The 21,456-nt window shown below is 69.4% G+C and carries 26 protein-coding genes; 13 read left to right on the top strand and 13 right to left on the bottom strand.

Going from position 1 to position 21,456, the window contains the following annotated elements; translation table 11 throughout:
- The 3 genes from VI123_RS01625 to VI123_RS01615 form a co-directional block, all read right to left on the bottom strand.
- The gene (locus VI123_RS01625) at positions 1–1,896 is read right to left on the bottom strand and encodes a carbon starvation CstA family protein (RefSeq protein ID WP_336336332.1); all 1,896 of its coding nucleotides are present in this window, start codon (positions 1,894–1,896) and stop codon (positions 1–3) included.
- A gap of 164 nt (positions 1,897–2,060) precedes the next feature.
- On the bottom strand, positions 2,061–3,035 hold the full coding sequence (locus VI123_RS01620; RefSeq protein WP_336336331.1) for an ArsA family ATPase: 975 nt from the start codon (positions 3,033–3,035) through the stop codon (positions 2,061–2,063).
- Complete coding sequence (locus tag VI123_RS01615; RefSeq protein ID WP_004959670.1) at positions 3,035–3,331, bottom strand: hypothetical protein; 297 nt, start codon at positions 3,329–3,331, stop codon at positions 3,035–3,037. The genes VI123_RS01620 and VI123_RS01615 overlap by 1 nt, the downstream gene beginning before the upstream one ends.
- A 140-nt stretch (positions 3,332–3,471) precedes the next feature.
- Here VI123_RS01615 and VI123_RS01610 point away from each other — a divergent pair, with 140 nt between their 5' ends.
- Positions 3,472–4,719 carry a CobW family GTP-binding protein gene (locus VI123_RS01610; protein WP_336336330.1) on the top strand — a complete coding sequence of 416 codons (1,248 nt, stop codon included), beginning with the start codon at positions 3,472–3,474 and terminating at the stop codon, positions 4,717–4,719.
- Here VI123_RS01610 and VI123_RS01605 read toward each other — a convergent pair.
- The 3 genes from VI123_RS01605 to VI123_RS01595 form a co-directional block, all read right to left on the bottom strand.
- Positions 4,716–4,922 carry a hypothetical protein gene (locus VI123_RS01605; protein WP_336336329.1) on the bottom strand — a complete coding sequence of 69 codons (207 nt, stop codon included), beginning with the start codon at positions 4,920–4,922 and terminating at the stop codon, positions 4,716–4,718. The two genes, VI123_RS01610 and VI123_RS01605, sit on opposite strands and share 4 nt — an antisense overlap.
- 91 nt (positions 4,923–5,013) lie before the next feature.
- Positions 5,014–5,427, bottom strand: a complete 414-nt coding sequence (locus tag VI123_RS01600; protein WP_336336328.1) for an SRPBCC family protein — start codon at positions 5,425–5,427, stop codon at positions 5,014–5,016.
- Positions 5,428–5,457: 30 nt separating this feature from the next.
- Entirely contained in the window at positions 5,458–5,772 is a 315-nt protein-coding gene (locus VI123_RS01595) for a hypothetical protein (RefSeq protein WP_336336327.1), read from the bottom strand.
- A 59-nt stretch (positions 5,773–5,831) separates the two neighbouring features.
- On the opposite strand from VI123_RS01595, the gene VI123_RS01590 reads away from it, so the two are divergent.
- The gene (locus tag VI123_RS01590; protein ID WP_336336326.1) at positions 5,832–6,044 is read left to right on the top strand and encodes a hypothetical protein; all 213 of its coding nucleotides are present in this window, start codon (positions 5,832–5,834) and stop codon (positions 6,042–6,044) included.
- 16 nt (positions 6,045–6,060) lie between these two features.
- Here the strand turns inward: VI123_RS01590 and VI123_RS01585 are convergent, their stop codons facing one another.
- Both VI123_RS01585 and VI123_RS01580 read right to left on the bottom strand, forming a co-directional pair.
- Complete coding sequence (locus tag VI123_RS01585; protein WP_336336325.1) at positions 6,061–6,432, bottom strand: cupin domain-containing protein; 372 nt, start codon at positions 6,430–6,432, stop codon at positions 6,061–6,063.
- Between the two features lie 45 nt (positions 6,433–6,477).
- Positions 6,478–7,863, bottom strand: coding sequence for a hemolysin family protein (locus VI123_RS01580; RefSeq protein WP_336336324.1), 1,386 nt, complete (start codon positions 7,861–7,863; stop codon positions 6,478–6,480).
- A 97-nt stretch (positions 7,864–7,960) separates the two neighbouring features.
- Between VI123_RS01580 and VI123_RS01575 the strand changes: the two genes are divergently transcribed.
- Genes VI123_RS01575 through VI123_RS01565 form a run of 3 tightly spaced genes read left to right on the top strand, consistent with a single transcriptional unit; the run spans position 7,961 to position 9,323 of the window.
- The gene (locus VI123_RS01575) at positions 7,961–8,227 is read left to right on the top strand and encodes a glutathione S-transferase N-terminal domain-containing protein (protein WP_336336323.1); all 267 of its coding nucleotides are present in this window, start codon (positions 7,961–7,963) and stop codon (positions 8,225–8,227) included.
- Positions 8,227–8,736 carry a redoxin domain-containing protein gene (locus VI123_RS01570; RefSeq protein ID WP_336336322.1) on the top strand — a complete coding sequence of 170 codons (510 nt, stop codon included), beginning with the start codon at positions 8,227–8,229 and terminating at the stop codon, positions 8,734–8,736. The genes VI123_RS01575 and VI123_RS01570 overlap by 1 nt, the downstream gene beginning before the upstream one ends.
- Positions 8,737–8,738: 2 nt before the next feature.
- Positions 8,739–9,323: an L-threonylcarbamoyladenylate synthase gene (locus VI123_RS01565; protein ID WP_336336321.1), complete on the top strand. Its 585-nt coding sequence runs from the start codon at positions 8,739–8,741 to the stop codon at positions 9,321–9,323.
- A 23-nt stretch (positions 9,324–9,346) separates the two neighbouring features.
- Here the strand turns inward: VI123_RS01565 and VI123_RS01560 are convergent, their stop codons facing one another.
- Positions 9,347–10,009, bottom strand: a complete 663-nt coding sequence (locus tag VI123_RS01560) for a CRISPR-associated protein Cas4 (RefSeq protein ID WP_336336320.1) — start codon at positions 10,007–10,009, stop codon at positions 9,347–9,349.
- A 67-nt stretch (positions 10,010–10,076) separates the two neighbouring features.
- Complete coding sequence (locus VI123_RS01555) at positions 10,077–10,697, bottom strand: conditioned medium-induced protein 4 (RefSeq protein WP_336336319.1); 621 nt, start codon at positions 10,695–10,697, stop codon at positions 10,077–10,079.
- 142 nt (positions 10,698–10,839) lie between these two features.
- Between VI123_RS01555 and VI123_RS01550 the strand changes: the two genes are divergently transcribed.
- The gene (locus VI123_RS01550) at positions 10,840–12,927 is read left to right on the top strand and encodes a (Fe-S)-binding protein (RefSeq protein WP_336336318.1); all 2,088 of its coding nucleotides are present in this window, start codon (positions 10,840–10,842) and stop codon (positions 12,925–12,927) included.
- 46 nt (positions 12,928–12,973) lie between these two features.
- Positions 12,974–13,180, top strand: coding sequence for a hypothetical protein (locus tag VI123_RS01545; protein ID WP_336336317.1), 207 nt, complete (start codon positions 12,974–12,976; stop codon positions 13,178–13,180).
- Between the two features lie 118 nt (positions 13,181–13,298).
- On the opposite strand, the gene VI123_RS01540 is transcribed toward VI123_RS01545, so the two are convergent.
- The gene (locus tag VI123_RS01540) at positions 13,299–13,436 is read right to left on the bottom strand and encodes a hypothetical protein (RefSeq protein ID WP_336336316.1); all 138 of its coding nucleotides are present in this window, start codon (positions 13,434–13,436) and stop codon (positions 13,299–13,301) included.
- A 154-nt stretch (positions 13,437–13,590) separates the two neighbouring features.
- On the opposite strand from VI123_RS01540, the gene VI123_RS01535 reads away from it, so the two are divergent.
- The 6 genes from VI123_RS01535 to VI123_RS01510 all read left to right on the top strand — a co-directional run bounded on the left by VI123_RS01535 (position 13,591) and on the right by VI123_RS01510 (position 18,412).
- Positions 13,591–14,328, top strand: coding sequence for a competence/damage-inducible protein A (locus VI123_RS01535; RefSeq protein ID WP_336336315.1), 738 nt, complete (start codon positions 13,591–13,593; stop codon positions 14,326–14,328).
- 85 nt (positions 14,329–14,413) lie between these two features.
- Positions 14,414–15,394, top strand: coding sequence for a porphobilinogen synthase (hemB, locus tag VI123_RS01530; protein ID WP_336336314.1), 981 nt, complete (start codon positions 14,414–14,416; stop codon positions 15,392–15,394).
- Between the two features lie 90 nt (positions 15,395–15,484).
- Complete coding sequence (locus VI123_RS01525) at positions 15,485–16,156, top strand: DUF4129 domain-containing protein (protein WP_336336313.1); 672 nt, start codon at positions 15,485–15,487, stop codon at positions 16,154–16,156.
- Positions 16,153–16,680, top strand: coding sequence for a DUF7269 family protein (locus tag VI123_RS01520; RefSeq protein WP_336336312.1), 528 nt, complete (start codon positions 16,153–16,155; stop codon positions 16,678–16,680). The genes VI123_RS01525 and VI123_RS01520 overlap by 4 nt, the downstream gene beginning before the upstream one ends.
- On the top strand, positions 16,677–17,933 hold the full coding sequence (locus VI123_RS01515) for a DUF58 domain-containing protein (RefSeq protein ID WP_336336311.1): 1,257 nt from the start codon (positions 16,677–16,679) through the stop codon (positions 17,931–17,933). The genes VI123_RS01520 and VI123_RS01515 overlap by 4 nt, the downstream gene beginning before the upstream one ends.
- The gene (locus VI123_RS01510) at positions 17,930–18,412 is read left to right on the top strand and encodes a DUF7519 family protein (protein ID WP_336336310.1); all 483 of its coding nucleotides are present in this window, start codon (positions 17,930–17,932) and stop codon (positions 18,410–18,412) included. Before VI123_RS01515 ends, VI123_RS01510 begins: the two co-directional genes overlap by 4 nt.
- Here the strand turns inward: VI123_RS01510 and VI123_RS01505 are convergent, their stop codons facing one another.
- Both VI123_RS01505 and VI123_RS01500 read right to left on the bottom strand, forming a co-directional pair.
- The gene (locus VI123_RS01505) at positions 18,413–19,750 is read right to left on the bottom strand and encodes a sensor histidine kinase (RefSeq protein ID WP_336336309.1); all 1,338 of its coding nucleotides are present in this window, start codon (positions 19,748–19,750) and stop codon (positions 18,413–18,415) included.
- The gene (locus tag VI123_RS01500) at positions 19,750–21,360 is read right to left on the bottom strand and encodes a methyl-accepting chemotaxis protein (protein ID WP_336336308.1); all 1,611 of its coding nucleotides are present in this window, start codon (positions 21,358–21,360) and stop codon (positions 19,750–19,752) included. Before VI123_RS01500 ends, VI123_RS01505 begins: the two co-directional genes overlap by 1 nt.
- Between the last annotated feature and the right edge of the window lie 96 nt (positions 21,361–21,456).

Genomic DNA, 21,456 nt, shown 5'->3' with positions numbered 1-21,456 from the left:
TCAGTCGTCGCTCGGCTCGGCGACGCCGCCACCGTAGTTCTCGCGGACCGTACTGATGTTGTCGTAGCCCTTCTTTACCAGCGCCAGCGCGAGGCCGATGAGGACCAGCGCCAGCACCATCTGGACGGTCGAGGAGGCGATTGCCGCGGTGCCCTCGGCACCGCCCTGGATGAGGTTCTGGTAGAGGTTGCTGTAGAACGCCAGCCAGGACAGCCCCAGGATGGTGATAGTCGTCATGATAGCCATCGGCACGCCAGTGGAGTACAGCTGCTTGCTGTCGTCCCAGTTAGCGAGCCAGACGGTCGCGGTCAGCAGCGCCAGCGCGGCCAGCAGCTGGTTCGCGCCGCCGAACAGGGCCCATAGCGTGAGCCACTCGCCGGAGATGACCATCAGGTAGGCCGGGATGGCCTGGACAACCGGGTTCGTGTAGCGGCCCCGGCCGATTTCGCCGAGCGTCGAGCGGAGGCCGCCGCCGACCTCGAAGCCGGAGGCCGTCTCGCCCGCCCGGAGCCCGACGATTTCCTCCATCATGTACCGGCCGAGTCGGACGGCCGTGTCAGTCGAGGTCAGCAGGAAGCTCACCAGCACGAGCGCCATGAACGGCGCGCCGAAGGTCTGAGGGATACCGAGGCTGGTGAAGATGATGCCGCCGCCGGTCGCGAAGTTCGGGAGCGCCGCGCCGATGCCACCGGCGGGGTCGGCGAAGCCGGCCACGGCGAGCGTCGACAGCGCGACGGCGGCCAGCAGCCCCTCGCCGAGCATCCCGCCGTACCCGATGAGGCGGGCGTCGGTCTCCTTGTTCAACTGTTTCGCCGTCGTCCCGGAGGACACCAGCGAGTGGAAGCCACTGATTGTCCCGCAGGCGATGGTGATAAACAGCAGCGGGAACAGCGGCGCGAGGCCCGCGCCCTCGACGCCCCAGAAGCCGTTGAACGCACCCATCGAGTCCGCGATGACCAGCGAGCCGCTGTCGGTGGCGGCCGTGCCGAATATCGTACCGACGATGACGGCCACGAGCGCGCCGCCGACGCCGGCGTACAGCAGGAACGACGACAGGTAGTCACGCGGCTGGAGCAGCACCCACACCGGGAGCGCGCTCGCGATGCCCGCGTACACCATGATTATCGGCACCCACGCCGCACGGTTGGGGTTCATCGCCGTCGCGGAGGACCCGGGTATCCACTGCCCGGTGCCCAGGTTCAGCACGTCCGCGAGGACGAGCGTCCCGGCGGGGTAGCTCGCGTCGCCGACCGCCGGGAACAGCGCGAACGGGTACTGGATGCCCGCGTACACGCCGGCGAACACCAGCGTCACGAACACGACGGTCCCGGGGAGGAACGGCCCGTTCAGCTGGTAGAGGTACACCCCCAGCAAGAAGGCCAGCGCGATGTAGACGAAGCTCGCGGTCGTCACCTGCGGGAACGCGTCGAACACGATGGCGACCACCAGCGCGAACACCGCGACGACGAGGATGATGGTGAGGAAGGCGAACCACAGCAGCATGTTCTTGCCTCCCTCGCCGATGTACTCGCCGATGATGTAGCCGATGGACTTCCCCTCGTGTCTGAGCGAACCGGACAGCGAGACGAAGTCGTGGACGCTGCCCATCAGCGGGTTCCCGATGGCTATCCACAGCAGGGCGGGAACCCACCCCCACACCGCGCCCGCCGTAATCGGACCAACGATGGGCGCGCCACCCGCGATACTGGAGTAGTGGTGACCCAGCAACACTGGTTTCTTCGACGGGACGTACTCCTGCCCATCCTCGTATTTGTGCGCCGGTGTCTCGTTGTCGTCGTCGAGTTCGAGGAACCGTGCGAGGTACTTCGAGTACCCCAGATACCCCACGCTGAACGTCACCAGTACGGCCAGTACGATCCAGATTACTTGAGTCATAGGTGTGCATGAATATTAACCAAGATTGGCCTATTAATAGTTATTATATATTTCTTATACTTACGGAGGCCGTCAAAACCGACTCTGACACGCCGCTTCGATTGTCAATTAAAAATCCAATATCTGATTACTTATCGGTCGTGCACGGCCGCCACATGAGCGGGTCAGACGAACGTCGGTGTCTCGGCGGCCGTCTCGACGTCGAGTTCGGCGGCCACGTCATCGAGCAGGTCGCCTTTCACCTCCGCCGTCCGGGTCGTGATTTCCGCGACCAGCGGCGGGTCGAGCGTCTCCCGGACCTCGCGGAGCCGCTCGCTCTCGGTGGCGACGCGGTCCCGGAGGTATCGGGCCCCGCGGCCGTTCTCGTCGGGGTTCGGTTCGGGCGTGAGCTTGTTCGCCACGAGGCCCCGGACCGAGAGGTCGCGCTCCCGCATCTCGTCGATGGCGCGTCGCGTCTCGTTGACCGAGAGCTGGTCGGGGTTGAGCACGAGGAAGAAGGCGGCGTCGGCCTGGAGCGCGCCGCCGGCGAACTCGAAGAACTCCTTGCGGTCCTGTAGGCGGGCCAGCACCGGGTCGCCGTTCATCACACGGCGGGGCTCGTTGTTGCCGATGGCGGCCTTCTCGAAGAGGTCGATGCTCTTCTCGCGTTTGTGCATCAGCCGGTCTATCCACCCTTCGAGGAACTCCGGCAGGCCGAGCAGGCGAAGCGTGCTGCCGGTCGGCGAGGTGTCGAAGACCACACGGTCGTACGGGTCGGCGTTGCGCATCACGTCGACGAAGCGGTCGAACAGCGCCGACTCGTAGGCCCCGGGAGTCTGGTGGGCCATCTCCAGTTGCTGGTTTATCTCGTTGACCATCGCCGCCGACACCTGCTCGGAGAGGTCGTTCCGGATGCCGTCGAGGTGGCGCTGGCTCTCTGTCTCGGGGTCGATTTCCAGCGCGTCGAGGCCGTCGATGCCCTCGACGGGGGCCGGCTCGTCGCCGAACTCCTGGTCGAACACGTCGGTGACGGAGTGGGCCGGGTCCGTCGAGACGACGAGCGTGTCGAGGCCCGCACGTGCGGACTTGATGCCGTAGGCACAGGAGACGGTGGTCTTGCCGACCCCGCCCTTGCCGCCGAAGAAGACGAACGGCTCCATCAGAAGTGGTACTGCTGGCCCTTGCGTTCGATGTACGACCCGCGGTCCCACAGCCGCCGCTCCCAGGCCTCGAAGGTGTCTTCGAGGTACGGCAGCAGTTCGGCGGTGTAGTACGACACCGGCGACGGGATGCCGAAGGCGTCGGGGAAACAGGCCAGCATGAACGCGTCCTCGATGTCCTCGGCCTCCTTCTCGATCTTCTCGTAGGCCGGATGCGTTATCATGCCGTGGTACAGCCCGCGCGCCCACTCCCGTAACGTCCGGCGAAAGCGCTCGATTCGGTCGGCCAGTTCCATCGTGGGTGGTGTGTGCGAGAGGCACGGAGTAAAACCTGTCGCAGTTCCCCGTCGACAGCGCCCACGCGCCGCGACGGCGGTCGTGTCCGGCCGCCGGAAGCGAGGCGCGATTTGAAGGGAGCCGGTCCACAACGGAGGGTATGCGCGACACGATTCCCGTCACGATTCTCTCGGGCAGCCTCGGGGCCGGGAAGACGACGCTCCTGAACCACCTGCTGACGGAAGCCGGCGACCGCGACATCGCCGTCCTCGTCAACGACATGGGGACGGTCAACGTCGACGCCGAACTCATCGCGGAGGGGTCCGAACTCGACGTCGACGACGGGGTCGCGGAGCTGTCGAACGGCTGTATCTGCTGTGAGCTACAGGACGACCTCGAAACCGCGGTCGTCCGGCTGGCGAACAATCGGGACTTCGACGCGCTCGTCGTCGAATCGTCGGGCATCTCCGAGCCGGCACCGGTCGCGCGGCTGTTCACCACCGAATCCCGAGTGGCGGCGCTCTATCGGGTCGACACGCTCGTGACGGTGCTCGACACCAGGCTGTTCCTCGACGCCTTCGCCGGCGAGACACCCGAACGCCAAGGGGCAGTGGACGCAAACGCCGATGGAGACGGCGACGACACGGCGGCCGGCGACGCCGACCGCCCGCTCTCGGATTTGATGGTCGAACAGGTCGAACTCTCGAACCTCGTCGTGCTGAACAAGGCGGACCTCTGTTCCGACGCGGAACTCGACGAGGCCGAGGAACTGGTGGGGGCGCTCCAGCCCGACGCCGAGACGGTTCGGACGACCTTCTCCCGGGTCGACCCCGACCGACTGTTCGACCGCGGGCTGTTCGACCCCGACGAGATTGCCGACCTGCCGGGCTGGAAACGGGCGCTGGCCGATAGCGGCCACGGGGACGCCACACACGAGGGAGACGGCCACGACCACCACCATCCCGAGGAAGTGTACGGCGTCACCTCCTTCACCTACCGCCGCCGCCGGCCGTTCCACCCCGAGCGGCTCGCCGAGACGCTGCGGGACCTGCCGGCGAGCGTCGTCCGCTCGAAGGGGACCGTCTGGCTGGCGGGCACCGACTGCCGCGTCGTCGTCGGGCAGGCCGGCCCGTCGATACGGGCCGAGGCCCAGGGCCCCTGGATTGCGAGCCTCCCCGAAATAGAGCGGGACATGTACCGCTCGAACCGGCCGGACCTCGACTGGCACGACGAGCACGGCGACCGCCGGACGGAACTGGTGTTCATCGGAACGGACTACGGCGAAGATGCCCTCCGGGCGGCGCTCGACGACGCGCTCGTCACCGACGAGGAGTGGGGTGGCGGCGACCCGTCGAGGGGGCCGTTCCCGGCGGAACAGGGCGAGGAGACGGTGATTCGGAGACCCTAGCAGGCACAGTCGCGGCCGGCCGCGCGCTCGAAGCGCATCTCCGCGCCGCAGTCCGGACAGACCGGCTCGCCTTCCAGGTCGACGTCCCGGATGCGGACGCCACAGTCGTCACACCAGTACGCGCCCTGTGAGCCGTCGTCGGGGCGGGACTTCGCGTCCGACTGTGACGTGAGTGCCTCCTTGACGCTATCGAGGATGCTCATGGTCGTGCATGTAGGTTCCAGCTCCTAAACGTGCCGTGGTTGTGCGCGGTCGTCTCACGGACCGCGACGAGCGGGCTGTGCCGTCGCCGGCTCACGCCCCGGGCACGTCGGCCGCCAGTTCGTCGAGCGCTCGCTCCAGTTCGTTGCCGCGCTTCCAGGCGGCGATGCGGTCGGCGAAGGGCAGCGGGAGGTTCAGGGAGACGGTCGAACGCATCGTGAGACGGGAGCCGTTCCCCTCCGGCGTGACCGTGAGTTCGGTCTCCAGGTGGTCGAACGGCCCGACCTCGCCCTCGGCGGTGTACCGGAGCCCGTCGTCCCGGGTCTCGAACCGGAGCGGCACCGACATCCCCGGGCCGGCCGCGGTGACCACCGTGCCCGTGTCGGTCTCCTCGACGGTCGACACCGTGAACGTCCCCTCGGCCGCGACGACTGCCTCCGGGGAGAGCGTGCGGTGGACAGCCGGCGGCCGCGCCATCACGAACCGAGAGCGTTCGACCTCGCGCATACCAGTCCACATGCACACCGGGGTGGTAAATCACAGGGCCAGCGGGACGGAGACGGCGAGCAACAGGAGGGCGAAGCCGACGCCGATGTAGACGAGGCGCTGAAACCGGAGTCCCGGCGCTATCCGGACCCAGGGCGGCGAGGCAGTCCAGACCAGCCGATGGTACGCGACGGCGGCGACGGCGACGGAACCGGCTGTCGCGACTACCAGACCGGCCCACACCGGGAGCCCGTAGGCGAGGCCGTACAGCGGGCCGACCGAAAACAGCAGCATCACCGCCATCGCGGTGCAGACGAGAAACGGGACCGGGTCGACCGGGTCCCCGTCGCGGTTCCGAACGTCCATACGCCGTTTTCGGCCCCCGTGCCAAAGAGCTAAGGGGCGTCCCGTCCGTGGTCGTGGGCATGAGCGACGCGAGCGGGTTCGAGGAGGGGGCAAGTGGGTCACAGGGCGACCCGCAGGTGCTCATCGCGATGAACGTCGTGCTCTCGACGGCGTTTGCGGCCACTCTCGTCTGGGGGCTGAGCGTCATCGGGGCGGCGGAGCTGACGGCCATCAACGTCGCGACGGGCGCGATACTGCTGTTCGCGCTGACCTACGCCATCACGCTGCAGTAGCGCCCCCGAGACGGGCTTACTCCTGCTCGTAGGGGTGGGCGTCATCCACCGCAGGGGCCCCGATTGCGAGGGCCCGAACCGGGTCGGTCGCCGACTCGGGGTTGTGTGCCCGCTGGGGGCTGTCTGGTTCGACGACGAACACCTCGTCTTCGCCGACCTCGTAGGTTCCCTCCGGTGTCTCGACGGCCAGCGTGCCCGAGAGGACGTAGAACAGTTCCTCCTGGTCGTCGTGGTAGTGGTACGCGAGCGGGATGTCCTCGCCGGGGGCGACCTCGTAGCGGTTCACGGCCACGTTTTCGAGGTCGGCCGCGTCGCTTATCGACCGCTGGACGCTGGGTCGGTCCGGCGTCGGTTCGATGTCGTCGACGGAGATATGGTGGTACCCCATGCTACCGGTGTCGTGGGCGACCGACGTAAAACGACTGCTACGGCCTCAGTCCGTGGCCTCTTCGGCGTCGACCGACTCCGTCTCGTCGGTCTCCAGGCGGACGACGCGGGCCTTCATGATGCGCGTGTTTTCGACCTGCTCGACGCGGATTTCGACGCCGTCGTAGGTGATGGTCTCGCCCTCCTCGACCAACCGGCCCGCACGGTTGAAGATGAAGCCGGCGATGGTCTCGAACTCCTCGCCCTCGGGGAGGTCCAGGTCCAGCGCCTCGTTGACCTCCTCGATGTTGACCTCGCCTTTGACCGTCACGGTGTCGTCGTCGACGTACTCGATGGGCTCTTCCTCCTCCCCTTCGAGTATCTCGCCGACGATTTCCTCGGTCAGGTCCTCCATCGTCACCAGCCCCTCGGTGGTCCCGAACTCGTCGATGACGATGACCATGTGCAGACGCTCGGCCCGCATCTCGGTCAACAGGTCGTCGACGTTCTTCGACTCGGGGACGTGCAGGGTCGGCTCGATGAGGTCCTCGAGTTCCATGTCGCGGGCCAGCGCCTCGCCGTAGTTGAGGTCCCGGACGAGGTCGCGGATGTGGATGACGCCGATGACGTTGTCCAGGCTCCCCTCGTAGACGGGGATGCGGGCGTGGCCGCTCTGGATACACGTCTCCAGGGCCTCCTCGACGGAGGCCTCCTTGGCGACGGCGGTCATGTCCAGCCGCGGGGTCATCACCTCCTTGGCGATGGTGTCGTTGAACCGCAGGGTGCGCTGGAGCATCTCGCGTTCGTCCTCGTCCAGGACGCCCTCGCGCTCGCCCGTCTCGATGATGTCCTGTATCTCCTCGCGGGTGACGTAGGAAGTCTCGATGGCCGACCGGCCGCCAGTTATCTTGTTGACGACGCGGGTGAGATAGTCGAAGAGGAGAATGAGCGGGAGCAGTACCTTCTCGGCGAACTTCAGCGGCCTGGAGATGCGCAGCGCCCACGACTCGGTGTTCTCGACGGCGTAGCTCTTGGGGGCGCTCTCGCCGAACAGCAACACGATGGCGGTGATACCGAACGTGGCGACGGCGACGGCCTGTCCCTGAGAGAGGTACATCGCCAGCAGCCCCGTCGCGATGGAGGACATCGCGATGTTGACGAGGTTGTTCCCGACCAGGATGGTCACGAGCAGGCGATGGGGGTCCGCCTTGAGTCGCTTGAGCGTCCTCGCGCCCGGGACGCCGTCCTCGACGAGGGCCTCCGTCCGGTGGGCCGGCAGCGAGAACATCGCTATCTCCGAGGACGAGAAGAACGCCGAGAGAACGATGAGAAGGACGATAGTAGCGACGCCACCGACCAGCACCACGGTTTCGGGAATCGTGACGCCGGCGTATTCGATAGCCTGCAACGTCGCTGTAGACAGCTCAAACGGCGCAGGTGGGTCCAGGGCCATCAACGGTCGAAGTTGTAATGGGCGGGGATTAAGGCTTGTCATGGAGCGGCCGCCAGCGAAGCCCTTACCCGGCCTTCGCGCGTATCCCCCACAGAGTATGAGCGAGTCCGACATCACGCTGTACCGGCTGCAGGCGTGTCCGTTCTGCGAGCGCGTCGTCCGGAAACTGAACGAGTACGGCCTCGACTACCAGTCGCGGTTCGTCGAGCCGATGCACTCGGACCGCGACGTGGTCAAGCGGCTGTCCGGGAAACGGACCGTCCCGGCCATCGTCGACGAGAACACTGGCGTCACGATGTCCGAGAGCGCGAACATCGTCGCGTATCTGGAGCGGACGTACGGCGACGCGGGGGGTGCGGCCTGATGGACCTCGGGTTCGACGTCGTCGACCTCGACCCGTCCGACCACCCCGAAGAAGGCGACACAGCGCCGGATTTCACGCGCCCGCTGGTCAACGACGAGTTCTGGGAAGACGAGTCGCTCTCGTCGCTGTGTGCCGACAGCGACCGGGTCGTGCTCGTGTTTCACGCGATGGACGGCGCGTTCCCGGCCACGTACATCTGGAACGAGATTCGGGACCGCGGGTGGCACGAGCAGGCCACCGTCGTCGGCGTCTCCATCTCGACGCCCTACGAGCACAAGCAACTGCTCGAAGAGCGCGACATCGAAGGGGACTACCGGCTGTTCTCGGACCCGGCCAACGGCGTCGCCCGGGAGTACGGCATCGCCATGGACCTCGACGGGATGACCGGCATCGAGGAGCCGCGCCCGTCGGTGTTCGTCCTCGATAGCGACCGGACCGTCGAGTACGCCTGGGTCGCCGCGGAGTGGCCCGACTTCCCCGACTACGACGCGGTCGAAGCCCAGCTCTGACGATGGCGACGGTCGACGAGGCCGCGGCGGCGGTCCGGGCCGGCGAGCTCGTCGTCTACCCGACGGAGACGGTCTACGGCCTCGGCGCGGACGCCCTGAGCGGTGCCGCCGTCGAGCGCGTCTTCGAGGCGAAGGGCCGCGACCGGGACAAGCCGGTTTCGATGGCGGTCCCGGACGTCGAGACGGCGCGGGAGTACACGCGCCCGAGCGACCGCGAACTGGCGTTCATGCGCGAGTTCCTCCCCGGCCCGGTCACGGTCGTCGTCGAGCGCCGCGACGCGGTGCCGGACGTGCTCGTCGCCGGCCGGGACCGCGTCGGCGTGCGGGTCCCCGACCACGCGCTGGCGCTCGAACTGCTCGCCGAGACCGGGCCGTTGACCGCCACGAGCGCAAACATCTCCGGCAGTCCCAGCGCCCGAACCGTCGACGACCTCGACGCAATCCGGGAACGCGCCGCCGTCGTGCTCGACGCCGGCGAGACCGACGGCGGGACCGGCTCGACGGTCGTGGACGTGGCTGCCGGGACGATACACCGCCGCGGCGCACGCGCCGACGCCGTCGAGTCGTGGCTCGAAGCCCGGAACTGACAACCGGGACGGTGCCGGCCGCCTCACCGCAGCATCGACCGGAGCGACCGCGTCTTCACCCCGCAGTCGTCGCCGAACTCACAGGGCTCGCACTTCGCGTCGTTGCGCACCCGACCCGGCGGTCCATCGATGCTGTCGGCGGTCCTGACGGCCCGGCGGTAGACGCCGGCCCGCCGCGCGTTCACGTCGACGCGTCGAATCACGCCGTAGGCCGGATACTCCGCGAAGGCGTGGTCGACGTCGCGCTCGCGCTCCCAGGACAGCGCCTTCGCGGCGGCGACCAGCCGCACGGTCTGGGGCTCCCAGACGCCCGTTTCGGGCGGCCGACCGGCGAAGACGAGCGACGGGGCCGGGCCGTCCTGCCCGGCGACGAGTTTGTGCGCGATGCCCCGGGCGTCTTTTCCTTCGAGGTACGCGTCGGTCGCCGCCGGCGCGACCAGCGCGTCCCAGTCGGCCAGTCGGTCCCGGAGCCCCCGAATCCGGTCGCGGTACTCGTCCGGCCCCACCTCGATTGGGGCGGCCAGCAGGGCGGCGTCGTCGGTCAAGAGCCGTTCGTACTCGCGGGCGAGCCGCCGGACCGCGTCTATCCCGTCGGGCACCTCGGTCGCCCCGTCGCGGCGGCGGTAGTAGAGCTTCCGCGGGCAGTAGGCGGCCGTCTCCAGTTCTCTGAACGTGTGGGTCGGCATGGCTCCGGATGGCCGCGTTTTCGGTCAAAAAGGTTCGTCTGTCGGGAGCGGGGTACGACGGCTGGTGTCACATCGACACGTCGGCGTCGGAGTCGAGCGAGTCGATGTCCTCGGTGGCCTCGTCGAGGCCGTCCTCGCGGAGGGCGGCGGCGTGCTGTGTCGACAGCCCGGCGTCGGTGAGCACGTCCTCGAACTCGCTCTGGAAGCGGTGGGACACCCGCCGGGCGGCGTCCTGTGCGGCGACGACGCGCCGGTAGTGGGCGGCCCAGGACTCGTCGATGTCGAACTCGGCGGCGAGTTCGGCGACGGACGGGTCGTCGTTGGCGACACGGCGGCGGAACTCGGCCAGGTCGAACGGTGCCTCCGTGTCCTCGTCGCGGAGGAGATGCAGGTCGAGCCGAGCCTCGACGGCGTCGGGCTCGTCCGCACCGACCTCGGCCGCGATGGCCGCGTCGTCGCTCCCCTCGTAGAACAGTCTGACGACTGTCACGAGGGCATCGTCGGGGAGGTCGGTCCGGAAGTCGTAGCGGTCCCGCATCCGCGCGACGACGTTCCCGAGTCGGTCCGCGACGCCGGCCTCGTCAGTGTCGGCCAGGGACCCTCTCGACGCCTCCTGAGACTCCGTCACGGCCTCCTCGCCGGAGACGTCCATGAAGATGTCACGGAGTTCTTCGGTCTTCTCGTCCATCGAACTTGAGACTACGTCTCGGGCGGCATATATCTGTCGGCTGGGCAACGTAACTGGAGAAACTTTCAACGGCGCTCGAATTCTCGCAGGACGGCGACGGGGCGTGGCAAGATTTAAGCAGGCACGAAACACGTGTTACCGTATGTCATCGATACTCCAGACGACCACGCGCCCGACGTTCTGGCGGGTCGGCGACGTGGGGAAGGCCGTCTTCTACTATCTGGCGGCGCTCGCTGTCCTCGTCTTCCTGTACGGCGTCTACGAGCGCGTCAGCCGCTACGCTCGGGGGAGCGACGACCCGTTCGAGCGGCTGGACGACCTGCCCGGCCGGACGCTCGCGGCGGCGCGACTCGCGCTCTCGAACCGGAAGCAACTGGACCGGGACACCGTCGCCGGCGTGATGCACGCCTTCGTCGTCTGGGGCTTCCTGACGCTGCTCGTCGGGACGACGATACTGGGCATCGACATGGACCTCTACCGGCCGCTGACCGGCGAGTCCTTCTTCGTCGGGCGGTTCTACCTCTCCTACTCGTTCGTGATGGACGCGATGGGGCTGCTGTTCGTCGTCGGCGTCGGCGTGGCGCTGTGGCGACGCTACGGCCGCCGGCTAGAGCGGCTCCACGACCGCCACACCGCCCGCGAGGACGACCTCTTTCTCGGCGCGCTGTTCGTGCTGGGCGTCGGCGGCTACCTCACCGAGGGCGTCCGCATCCTCGGCACGTCGGCGGTCCGGGACGTGTCCTTCGAGACGGTGAGCTTCGTCGGCTGGTCGGTCAAGGAACTGCTCGCCGCGGCTGGGATGACGCCCGTGATGGCGGCGGGCGCGTACCCGTTCGTCTGGTGGAGCCACGCGCTCGTGGCGCTGTGGTTCGTCGCCTGGATTCCCTACGCCAAGCCGTTCCACATGCTCTCCTCGTTCGCCAACCTCGTCGCCCGCGACGAGAAGGCGGGCGTCCGACTCCCGGGCGTGCCGAGCGACGCCGCCCCCGAGGACATCGGCCCCAGCGACATCGACGACTTCTCCTGGAAGCAGCTGCTCGACCACGACGCCTGCACGAAGTGCGGCCGGTGTTCGTCGGTCTGTCCCGCGAAGGAGGCGGGCCGACCGCTCGACCCGCGCAACGTCATCCTCGACCTGAAACGCTACCGCGAGGAGCGAGACGCCGGCGGCGAGGACGTGCCCATCGTCGCCGACGGGGGCACCTCGGTCATCGACGCCCACACCATGGAGTCCTGCATGTCTTGCATGGCCTGCATGGACGCCTGCCCGGTCGACATCGAACACGTCACGCAGTTCACCGAGATGAACCGCCGGCTGACCGAGGCCGGCGAGATGGACGAGCACGTCCAGGACGCGATGATGAACGTGTTCCAGCACGGCAACACCTTCGGCGACCCCGAGCGCGCCCGACCGGACTGGACCGAGGGCCTCGACTTCGAGGTGCCGGACGCCCGCGACGACCCGGTCGAGTACCTCTGGTACGTCGGCGACTACCCCAGCTACGACGAGCGCAATCAGAAGATAGCGCGTGCGCTGGCACGCGTCTTCGAGGCCGCCGGCGTCGACTACGGCATCCTCTACGAGGCCGAGCAGACCGACGGCAACGACGTGCGCCGCGTCGGTGAGGAGGGCCTCTACGAGATGCTCGTCGAGGACAACGCCGCCGCCATCACCGACTGTGAGTTCGAGGCAATCGTCACGACGGACCCCCACGCCTACAACACCTTCACGAACGAGTACCCCGAGTTCGAGGCCTGCGGGTGGGGCGAGGACGACGTGTTCCACTACACGCAGGTCGTCGCGGACCTCGCGGCGTCGGGCGCGCTCGGCCTCTCCGGCACCGAACTCGACTACACCGTCACCTACCACGACCCCTGCCACCTCGGGCGGTACAACGGCGAGTTTGAGGCCCCGCGGAACCTCGTCCGGGCGACCGGGGCCGACCTCTACGAGATGCCGCGCAACCGCGACGACTCGTTCTGCTGTGGCGGGGGCGGGGGCGGCCTCTGGATGGACTTCGAGGAGGAGACCAAACCGAGCGAGGAGCGCCTGCGCGAGGCCATAGAGGACACCGAGGCCGGCGACGCCGTCGAGAAGTTCGTCGTCGCCTGCCCGATGTGCATGACGATGTACGAGGACGGCCGCAAGACCGGCGGCTACGAGGACGACCTCGACATCGTCGGCGTGACGGAACTGCTGGCCGAGGCGGTCGGGGACGCCGGAACGTGACCGCTCGAATACGAATTCCCAAGTGCGTGAGCGGGAAACGACCGCTATGGCCCTCCCCGTAGTCGCAGGATTGCCCGGTGCAACGGAACTCGTCGTCATGGTCGTGGTACTGGCGGTGTACGTCGGACTGCCGGTCGCCGGCATGGTTCTCGTCTACAACGTTCTCGACGGCAAGCGCGGCTACGAGAAGCGGGTTTCCGAACTCGAACGCCGCGTCGAAGCGCTGGAGTCCGAGTTATCTGAGGAGGACTGACCCGGCGTCACGGGCGCGAACACCGGTGTCGAGAGCGGCCGGAGCAACGACCCGGGTCCGGACTGCTGTCGGCTGCGTTCCATTGCTGTCGCTGCCTGACTGACAGGGGACGGCGGTGTCAGTCTGTCAGCGTCTCGGCGGTCGGTGTGGACGCTTCCTCGGCCGGCGTGGTGTCGTCGCGGTCCGTACTCGGCGCGCGGTTGCGGTTCGGGTAGACCCGTTTGACGCAGTCGGCACAATTGGTGACAAGTACCATACCTCGGGGTTGGCGGACCTGCCATATGTATGTTACCGAAATATGGCTAGACTAGAGCTAATGGCATAATATACCATTAATATATATTCAGGGTCCGCCCCACGGTTGCTTGCCGGCCAAACCCTTAACGCCGACAGACACTCACAGCGAGATGATGGAGGTCGCACTGCTCACTGTCGGTGACGAACTGCTCGCTGGCGACACGGAGAACACGAACGCGTCGTGGCTGGGCCGTCAACTCACGGCGGCCGGCGCGAGCGTCGCTCGCGTCCTGACCGTGCCTGACGACGAGGCGGTCATCGCCGACGCCGTCGCCCGGTACCACGACACCTTCGACGCGGTCATCGTCACCGGCGGCATCGGCGGGACGCCCGACGACGTCACGAAGGCGGGCGTGGCGCGGGCGTTCGGCCGCGAACTCGTCGTTCCCGACGACGTGCGGGCACACCTCGAAGCGAAGGCCGAGCAGTTCGCGGCCGACAACCCCGAGATGGTGGACCGCTACGACATGGACCTGGACCTCGACGCGTGGGCGTCCGTCCCCGAGGGCGGCCAGCCCCTGCTGACCGACGAGAGCTTCGCCGCCGGCTGTGTCGTCGACGGCGTATACGTCATGCCGGGCATCCCCGAGGAACTGCAGGCGATGTACGAGACCGTCGCCGACGACTTCGACGGCGACCGGACGACGGAGACGCTGCGTACGCCTGCGCCAGAAGGGGCGCTGGTCAGCCGCGTCACCGAGGCCCGCGAGCGGTTCGGCGTCGCCGTCGGGAGCTACCCCCGCAAGGACGACACGCCCGGCCGGGTGAAAGTGACCGGCGAGGACGCGGCCGCCGTCACCGAGGCCGCGGCGTGGCTCCGCGAGCGAATCGAGACGGTCGACGGCGAGTGACTCACGGCCCGCCGCCCGCGCCGTCGACGGCACGGTCGCCGTCGCAAGCGGTGGGTTCATGCCCCAGACGACCGGAGCCACCAGTATGGACATGACACAGCGCCCGCGCCGACTGCGGACCGACGGCGTTCGCCCGCTGGTGCGCGAGACGGACCTCTCGGCGGCGGACCTCATCGCCCCGGTGTTCGTCGACGCGACGACCGACGAGCGCGTCCCCATCGAGACGATGCCGGGTCACGAGCGCGTCCCCGTCGACCAGGCCGTCGAGCGCGTCGAGGAGGTCCGCGAGACGGGCGTCGAGGCGGTGATGCTGTTCGGCATCCCCGAGTCGAAGGACCCGAAGGGCACCCGCGCCTGGGCCGATGACGGCGTCGTCCAGGAGGCCACGCGCCGCATCACGAGCCAGACGGACGCCTACGTCATCACGGACGTGTGCCTCTGTGAGTACACCGACCACGGTCACTGCGGCGTCCTCGAAGCCGACGCCGCCGAGGACCCTCGGCTGACGGTGCGCAACGACGAGACGCTCGACCTGCTACGGCGGATTGCGACGAGCCACGCGGCCGCCGGGGCCGACATGGTCGCGCCCTCGGGCATGATAGACGGGATGGTGGGCGCGATTCGTGCGGCCCTCGACGCCGACGGCTTCGACGACGTGCCGATTATGAGCTACGCCGCGAAGTACGAGTCGGCGTTCTACGGCCCGTTCCGGGACGCCGCCGACGGCGCACCCGAGTTCGGCGACCGGCGGCACTACCAGATGGACCCCGCGAACGCGCGCGAAGCGCGCCGCGAGGTCGCCCTCGACGTCGAGCAAGGCGCGGACGTGCTGATGGTCAAGCCCGCCCTCCCGTACCTAGACATCGTCCGGGCGGTCCGGGAATCGTACGACCACCCCGTCGCCGCCTACAACGTCTCCGGCGAGTACGCGATGTTGCACGCGGCCGCCGAGAAGGGGTGGCTCGACCTCGAATCGGTCGCCCACGAGTCGCTGCTGTCCATCAAGCGCGCCGGCGCGGACCTGATTCTTACCTACTTCGCCGAGGACCTCGCGGACCGGCTCTGAGCGGGGCCGGCGGTGCCTGTCGCATCCGTGGAGAGTCGCAGCGAGCGACAGGTCCCCAACCTATTCATGTGCCAGGGGCGGAGTGGCGGTATGCAGCGACAGTCCCTCCTCGTGGCGGTCGTCGCCGCGATTGCGCTGCTGTCGTTCAGCGTCGGGGCCGCGAGCCTCGACGCCGCAACCGGGTCCGACCGGGCGGAGATGACCCGGGACGACAGCGAAATCGACAACCCCGACGGACAGGGGCTCGGCGACCCGCCGGGTAGCATCGACCCGCCCGAGAGCGACGGCGGCGCTCGCGCGCTGTTGCCGAGCGTCCCCGCTCCGGCAGTCGGCGCGCTCGCGGTCGGCCTCGCCGTCGGGCTGGCCGTCCTCTGGCGGCTGGCCGGCCGGAGCCGGACCATCGACGAGACCGGCGGCGAGACCCCGGGCGTCGCAACCGCCGACGTCGCGGAGCCCCCTTCTCGCGGCCCCGCCGAAATCGACGTGCCCCTGACCAACGACGTGTACCGCGCGTGGGCCGCCCTCGAAGACGCGGTGACGGCGGACGGCGGCGCGTCGACGCCGGGCGAGGTCGAAGCGGACGCGACCGCGGCCGGTGCCGACCCCGACGCCGTCGCGTCGCTACGGTCGCTGTTCGAGCGGGTCCGCTACGGCCGCGAGCGGCCCGACGACGACCTGGAGAGCCGGGCCCGCGAGGCGCTGGAGCGGGCCGACATCGCGGCCAGTCCCGACGACCTCGACGCCGAGGGGGGCGAGCCGTGACGCTGCGCCGGGTCCCGCTCGCGGTCGGCCTGGCCGCGACGGCCGTCGGTGTCGGGCTCGCCGTACTCGGCGCGCCGCTGTTGCCCGCCGGAGCCGTCTCGGACCTCCCGATACTCGCCGCGGCCGTCTTCGCCGGCGGCGTCGCGCTGCTCGCGCTGCTCGTTCGCTCCCTCGACACCGAGCCCGAGGTAGCGCTCCCAGACACCGACAGCCAGTACGTGACGGTCCCCGGCGACGACATCGACGACGCGCTCGACGCCGGGGCGCGACGGGAAGCCGTCCGGCAACGCGTCGAAGCGGTGGCGGTCACCGTCCTCGAACGCGACGGGCTGTCGCCCGAGGAAGCGACGTCGGCGCTGCGCTCGGGCGCGTGGGCCGACAGCGGGCCGGCGCGAGAGCTGTTCGACGGGACGACGATATCGCTCCGGGCGCGGCTGTCCGGATGGCTCTCGGGGGTCGACCCGTTCAAGCGGCGGGTCGCGCACGCGACGGCCGAACTCCAGCGGCGCGACGAGGAGCGATGAGCGAGACCCACCGCACCGGGCGCTGGTTCGGGCTGGCCGGGGCCGCGCTTGTCGCCGTCGGCGTCGGGCTGGTGGGGCAGGTCCCCGCGCTCGTGTTGCTGGGCGGGCTCGGCGTCACGCTGAGCGCGTACGACCGCGTCGCCGTCCCGCCGGCCGCCAACGTGTCGATACAGCGCTCTCTCACCCCGACGGAGCCGGCGCTTGGCGAGCGAGTGACCGTCGCCCTGACCGTCCGCAACGACGGCTCGCGGACGATTCCCGACCTCCGGGTCGCCGACGGCGTGCCCGACTCCGTTCGGGTGGTCGAGGGGTCGGCGTCGCTGGGGACGGCGCTGCGACCCGGCGCGTCGACGACGGTAACCTACGAGATTACCGGCGGGACCGACCGCTGCGTGTTCGACCCGGCGACGGTCGTCGTCAGGGACGTGGTCGGCGTGGTCGCGCGGCGGACCCGCGTCACGGCCGAGCCCGACACCGTCACCTGGGAGCGACCGGCGGGGTCGGCGCTGTTGCCGCTGGTCCCGGCGGTGGCCCGCCGCCCCGGGACGGTCCCCGTCGACGAGGGCGGCGAGGGACTGTCCTTCTACGCGGTCAGGGAGCACCGCTCGAACGACCCGCTCTCCCGAGTCGACTGGAACCAGTACGCCCGCACCGGCGACCTTCGGACCGTCGAGTTCCGCCGCGAGCAGTCCGCGACGGTGGTGGTCGTCGTCGACGCCAGGGCGGCCGCCGCGCTGGCCCCGCGGCCGGACGCCGAGACGGCCATCGAGCGGTCGACGATGGCCGCCGTCGCCCTCGTCGAGGGGCTCCCGGAGGACGGCCACGAGGTCGGCGTCGCGGCGTACTCGCCGGAGGGGGCGTGGCTCCCACCGGGGACGAGCGCCGCCCACCAGCGACGGGCTCGGGACCTGCTCAGGACCGACCGCGCCTTCGCCGCGACGGCGGTCACCCGGACGCCGGACACGGCGAAACTCGTCGCGCAGCTGCCGGCGGCGGCGAACGTCGTCTTCCTCGGCCCGCTGTGTGACGACGACAGCGAGGCGGTGGTCCGCCGGCTCGCCGCCCGCGGGCACCCGGTGACGGTCCTGAGTCCCGACCCGACGGCGACGGACACCGCGGGACACCGGCTGGCGCGGCTCGAACGCCGCGAACGACTCCGTCGGCTGCGGGCGGCCGGCGTCACCGTCCACGACTGGGGCGCGACGGAGCCGCTGGCACGGGTCACCGAGCGGGCCTGGCGAGGTGGCCGATGACGACCCGAACCGGGCTCGTCTGTGGCGGCGCGGCGCTTGCGGCGGGGGTCGTGACGCTGTTTACCGCCGGTATCAGCGCCGCCTCGACGGCCGCCGCCCTCGTCGGCGTGGTGTTGCTCGCCGGCGGGCAGCTGGTGCAGTCCGGCCGGCTGGTGGACCTCGCCAGCGCGGCGCTGTTCCTGGCGCTACTGGTGGCCGGGCTCCAGGGAGCAACGACGACGACGGTGCTGGTCGCCGGCGGCGCGACGGTGCTGGCCTGGACGTTCGCACACGCGGCCATCGACCTCTACGCGGACCTGGGGACAGCGCCCGGGACGCCCGTCGAGTTGGCACACGTCGCGGGGACGACGGGGCTGGTCGGGGGCAGCGTCGTCGTGACGACCCTGCTGTTTCAGCTGGACGTCCCGGCGCTGTCGCCGCTGGCGCTCGCAAGCGTCGTGCTGGGCGCAATCGCACTGACCGCGGCGCTCAGGCGGTAGTCACCGCCGCGTCGGTTCGGTACCGATGGCGTCGGCCAGCGTGAGCACGTCGTCGGCGTCGGAGACCGGAAGTCTGAGCGAGACGGTCGTCCACCCGTCGGTCCGCTCGTACTCGATGCCGCCGCCGGCCGCCTCGGCGACCCACCGGGCGAGCCAGATGCCGAGCCCGCTCCCGTGCTGGAGGTTGGTGATGTCCTCGTCGTCGAAGACGACGGCCCGTTCGACGGCCGGGATGCCGGGGCCGTCGTCGAGAACACGGACGAACGCGTCCTGGTCGGCCCGCTCGGCCACGATGCGGACGGTCGTCCCGTCGGGCGTGTGTTCGAGCGCGTTCTCGACGAGGTTGTCGACGGCGTCGTAGACGGCCGTCCCGCCGGTGACCGGGAGCGTCTCCGGCAGGGCCGTCTCGACCGCCGCGTCGGGGTAGCAGTCGGCGACGGACCGGGAGATAGCCGCGGCGTCGACCGACTGGCTGGTGTCGCCGTCGAGCGCGGTCTCGACGTTGCGGGCCTTCTCGCTGACGGCGGCGAGGCGGTCGGCCGCGTCGAGAGCGCGGGACGCGGCCAGCGAGACGGCCGACTCGGCCGCGTTCGCACGGACGTACTCGGACATCCCGAACACGACGGAGAGTTCGTTGCGGAGGTTGTGCCGCAGGACGCGGTGGAGCACGCGGAGCCGCCGCTTTTGCCGCCTGCTGTCGGTCACGTCCGTGTACATCGCGAACCCGCAGCGCCGGCCGTCGGCCGTGTCGTACGGGACTCCGCGGTAGATGAACTCACGGCAGCCGTCGGCCGTCTTCCGCGAGACGACGGCGTAGTTGATGTCGCCGGCGGCGGTCCGCTGGTCGTAGTTGACCGCCTCCTCGACGCGGTCGCCGGGGACGATGTAGTCGTTGAGCGGTTCGCCGACGATGGTCTCGCGGTCGTATCCGAAGGTTTCGACGAACGAGGGGTTGACCGTGCGCACAATCGGGACGTAATTGACGATTTCGAAGCCGACGGCCGCGTCTTGGATGAGGTCGAACAGGTACCGGAACGGGTCGGACGCCTCGGCCGCGCGACAGAGCGAGCCGACGACGCCCCCGTCTCCCGCGGTCGCGAGCTCTATCGTCGCCGGACCGGGGAGGTCGCTTTGCGGGAGCGTGACATGACAGGTTCGAGTCACCCGGTCGGACGCGTCGCCGACGGCCGCTCTGGCCGCGGCCAGCGTCTCGCGGTCTTCGGGTGCGACCACCGCCGCGGCGGGCGTGCCGACCAGGTCGTCGGGCGTCCGGTCCAGCAGCGCGGCAAACTCGTCCGTCGCGAACGTGAACCGACCAGTGTCGTCGATGCCGAACATCAGTCGTCTCGGACGCGGAGGAAGGGCGGCCCCGACAGGTGCGATACCGGCCGTGTCTCACCGACGGTGCCGCGCGGCGAGGCGGCGAGGGTCAGGGACTCGCGGCCGTCGGTCCGGGACAGCGCGAGTTCCTGGTCGGCCGCGCCGGAGTAAAACGCCGCGAGTGTCGCCGGGACCGCGTCGTCGTTGATGACGTTGACCACGGTGTCACGGGGTTCGAAGACGCCGTCGTCGTTCTCGTATCTCGCCTCCCTGGCGGCCTGTTCGCCCATCATCCGAATCTCCCCCTGGATGTTGCCCACGATGACCAGCGGGGCGTCCCGCCTGGCGGCCGTCGTCTCGTTGGCGTCGGCGAGGGACGTCCGTTCGAGGTCGAACACGTTGTACCCGGCGTCCCAGTGCCCGAACGGGTCCAGGACGAACAGGTCGTCGTCCGCCAGTGCGTCATCGAGCGAGCGGTCGGTGGCCGCGAACGCGGCGGCCAGCGTCGACCGGTCCAGGGAGGGGGGCGGCGTCAGCGAGACCGCCCGGTCGGCGGCGACGGCGGTCGCACACAGCTGGGCGACGGTACCGTCGACAGCCGCCCCGTCGGCGTACCGAATCACGGCCTGGCCACCCATGACGAGTCCGCCGCCACAGAGGTCGTCGAGACCGTCGATGCCGGTCGGGACCGTCGGCGCGTCCGCCAGTCGGTCCTGCCGGTCGGCCTCGGCGGCGGCGAGCACGCCCTCGATTTCGTCGAGCATGGCGGTCTGTTCGGCGCGGGCGGCGCGTATCTCCGAGAGGTCGTCCTCGATGGCGGCGGCGCGGTCCGAGACGGTCTCACACCGCTGGGCGACCGCTTCGCTCGTCGTCGCCTGCTCGTCGGTCGCCGCCGAGACGGACGCGATGCCGTCGGCCGTCTCCGCGACGGTGTCGGCCACGTCGTCGAGGCGCGCCATCGCCGTGGTGACCTGCTCGGCCCCGGCGTCGATGCCGTCGATGGCCGCGTCGAGCTGTTCGACGGTGTCGTCCGTGGCGTCGCGCACCGCCGCAAGCGTCGTGTCGATTTCCTCGGCCTGCTGCTGGGACTCCTCGGCGAGGCCCTTGATTTCGTCGGCGACGACGGCGAACCCGTCCGTGTCAGTGGTGTCGCCCGCCCGCGCGGCCTCGATGGAGGCGTTCAGCGCGAGCATGTTCGTCTGGTCGGCGATGCGGTCGATGCCGGCCAGCGCGTCCGCGATGCGGTCGACCCGGTCCTGGAGAGCGGCCACCTCCTCGGCGACTGCCTGGCCCAGCTCGCGGACCTCGTCCATCGAGTCGATTGCGTCGGCCGCGGCCTCTCGGCCGTCGTTCGCCGCGTCCGTCGCCCGCTGGCTCTGGTCGCTGACTTCGGTCGCGGTCGCGGCGATTTCCTCGATTGTGGCCGAGAGCGACGAGACCTCGTCGGCGATCCACTGGGCGTCGGACGCCTGTGCCGTCGCGCGGTCGTCGATGGCTGCGAGCTGCTCGCCGACGGTCTCCGAGGCCGCCTGCACGACATCCAGCGCGCCCTGTGCGTTCGCGACGGCCCGCTCCTCTGTCACGGCCGTCGACTGGTCCGGAACGGACGGGTGGTGGTCCGAAGCCATACTCAGCAACGTCCCTCCCGGAAGACCGTCGAATCGTCCACCGTGTCGAGACACTGTGCAACAAATCCCCACTCTTGTCCGACCATTTATGCTGAA

Source organism: Haloarcula sp. DT43, assembly GCF_037078405.1.
Taxonomy (GTDB): domain Archaea; phylum Halobacteriota; class Halobacteria; order Halobacteriales; family Haloarculaceae; genus Haloarcula; species Haloarcula brevis.
This window is presented reverse-complemented; position numbering and strand designations above follow the sequence as displayed.

What these genes read in the sequence shown, in the direction of transcription:
- VI123_RS01625 (WP_336336332.1), bottom strand. Translation starts at nt 1,896, where the DNA reads ATGACTCAAGTAATCTGGATCGTACTGGCCGTACTGGTGACGTTCAGC.
- VI123_RS01620 (WP_336336331.1), bottom strand. Translation starts at nt 3,035, where the DNA reads ATGGAGCCGTTCGTCTTCTTCGGCGGCAAGGGCGGGGTCGGCAAGACC.
- VI123_RS01615 (WP_004959670.1), bottom strand. Translation starts at nt 3,331, where the DNA reads ATGGAACTGGCCGACCGAATCGAGCGCTTTCGCCGGACGTTACGGGAG.
- VI123_RS01610 (WP_336336330.1), top strand. Translation starts at nt 3,472, where the DNA reads ATGCGCGACACGATTCCCGTCACGATTCTCTCGGGCAGCCTCGGGGCC.
- VI123_RS01605 (WP_336336329.1), bottom strand. Translation starts at nt 4,922, where the DNA reads ATGAGCATCCTCGATAGCGTCAAGGAGGCACTCACGTCACAGTCGGAC.
- VI123_RS01600 (WP_336336328.1), bottom strand. Translation starts at nt 5,427, where the DNA reads ATGCGCGAGGTCGAACGCTCTCGGTTCGTGATGGCGCGGCCGCCGGCT.
- VI123_RS01595 (WP_336336327.1), bottom strand. Translation starts at nt 5,772, where the DNA reads ATGGACGTTCGGAACCGCGACGGGGACCCGGTCGACCCGGTCCCGTTT.
- VI123_RS01590 (WP_336336326.1), top strand. Translation starts at nt 5,832, where the DNA reads ATGAGCGACGCGAGCGGGTTCGAGGAGGGGGCAAGTGGGTCACAGGGC.
- VI123_RS01585 (WP_336336325.1), bottom strand. Translation starts at nt 6,432, where the DNA reads ATGGGGTACCACCATATCTCCGTCGACGACATCGAACCGACGCCGGAC.
- VI123_RS01580 (WP_336336324.1), bottom strand. Translation starts at nt 7,863, where the DNA reads ATGGCCCTGGACCCACCTGCGCCGTTTGAGCTGTCTACAGCGACGTTG.
- VI123_RS01575 (WP_336336323.1), top strand. Translation starts at nt 7,961, where the DNA reads ATGAGCGAGTCCGACATCACGCTGTACCGGCTGCAGGCGTGTCCGTTC.
- VI123_RS01570 (WP_336336322.1), top strand. Translation starts at nt 8,227, where the DNA reads ATGGACCTCGGGTTCGACGTCGTCGACCTCGACCCGTCCGACCACCCC.
- VI123_RS01565 (WP_336336321.1), top strand. Translation starts at nt 8,739, where the DNA reads ATGGCGACGGTCGACGAGGCCGCGGCGGCGGTCCGGGCCGGCGAGCTC.
- VI123_RS01560 (WP_336336320.1), bottom strand. Translation starts at nt 10,009, where the DNA reads ATGCCGACCCACACGTTCAGAGAACTGGAGACGGCCGCCTACTGCCCG.
- VI123_RS01555 (WP_336336319.1), bottom strand. Translation starts at nt 10,697, where the DNA reads ATGGACGAGAAGACCGAAGAACTCCGTGACATCTTCATGGACGTCTCC.
- VI123_RS01550 (WP_336336318.1), top strand. Translation starts at nt 10,840, where the DNA reads ATGTCATCGATACTCCAGACGACCACGCGCCCGACGTTCTGGCGGGTC.
- VI123_RS01545 (WP_336336317.1), top strand. Translation starts at nt 12,974, where the DNA reads ATGGCCCTCCCCGTAGTCGCAGGATTGCCCGGTGCAACGGAACTCGTC.
- VI123_RS01540 (WP_336336316.1), bottom strand. Translation starts at nt 13,436, where the DNA reads ATGGTACTTGTCACCAATTGTGCCGACTGCGTCAAACGGGTCTACCCG.
- VI123_RS01535 (WP_336336315.1), top strand. Translation starts at nt 13,591, where the DNA reads ATGGAGGTCGCACTGCTCACTGTCGGTGACGAACTGCTCGCTGGCGAC.
- hemB (WP_336336314.1), top strand. Translation starts at nt 14,414, where the DNA reads ATGGACATGACACAGCGCCCGCGCCGACTGCGGACCGACGGCGTTCGC.
- VI123_RS01525 (WP_336336313.1), top strand. Translation starts at nt 15,485, where the DNA reads ATGCAGCGACAGTCCCTCCTCGTGGCGGTCGTCGCCGCGATTGCGCTG.
- VI123_RS01515 (WP_336336311.1), top strand. Translation starts at nt 16,677, where the DNA reads ATGAGCGAGACCCACCGCACCGGGCGCTGGTTCGGGCTGGCCGGGGCC.
- VI123_RS01510 (WP_336336310.1), top strand. Translation starts at nt 17,930, where the DNA reads ATGACGACCCGAACCGGGCTCGTCTGTGGCGGCGCGGCGCTTGCGGCG.
- VI123_RS01505 (WP_336336309.1), bottom strand. Translation starts at nt 19,750, where the DNA reads ATGTTCGGCATCGACGACACTGGTCGGTTCACGTTCGCGACGGACGAG.
- VI123_RS01500 (WP_336336308.1), bottom strand. Translation starts at nt 21,360, where the DNA reads ATGGCTTCGGACCACCACCCGTCCGTTCCGGACCAGTCGACGGCCGTG.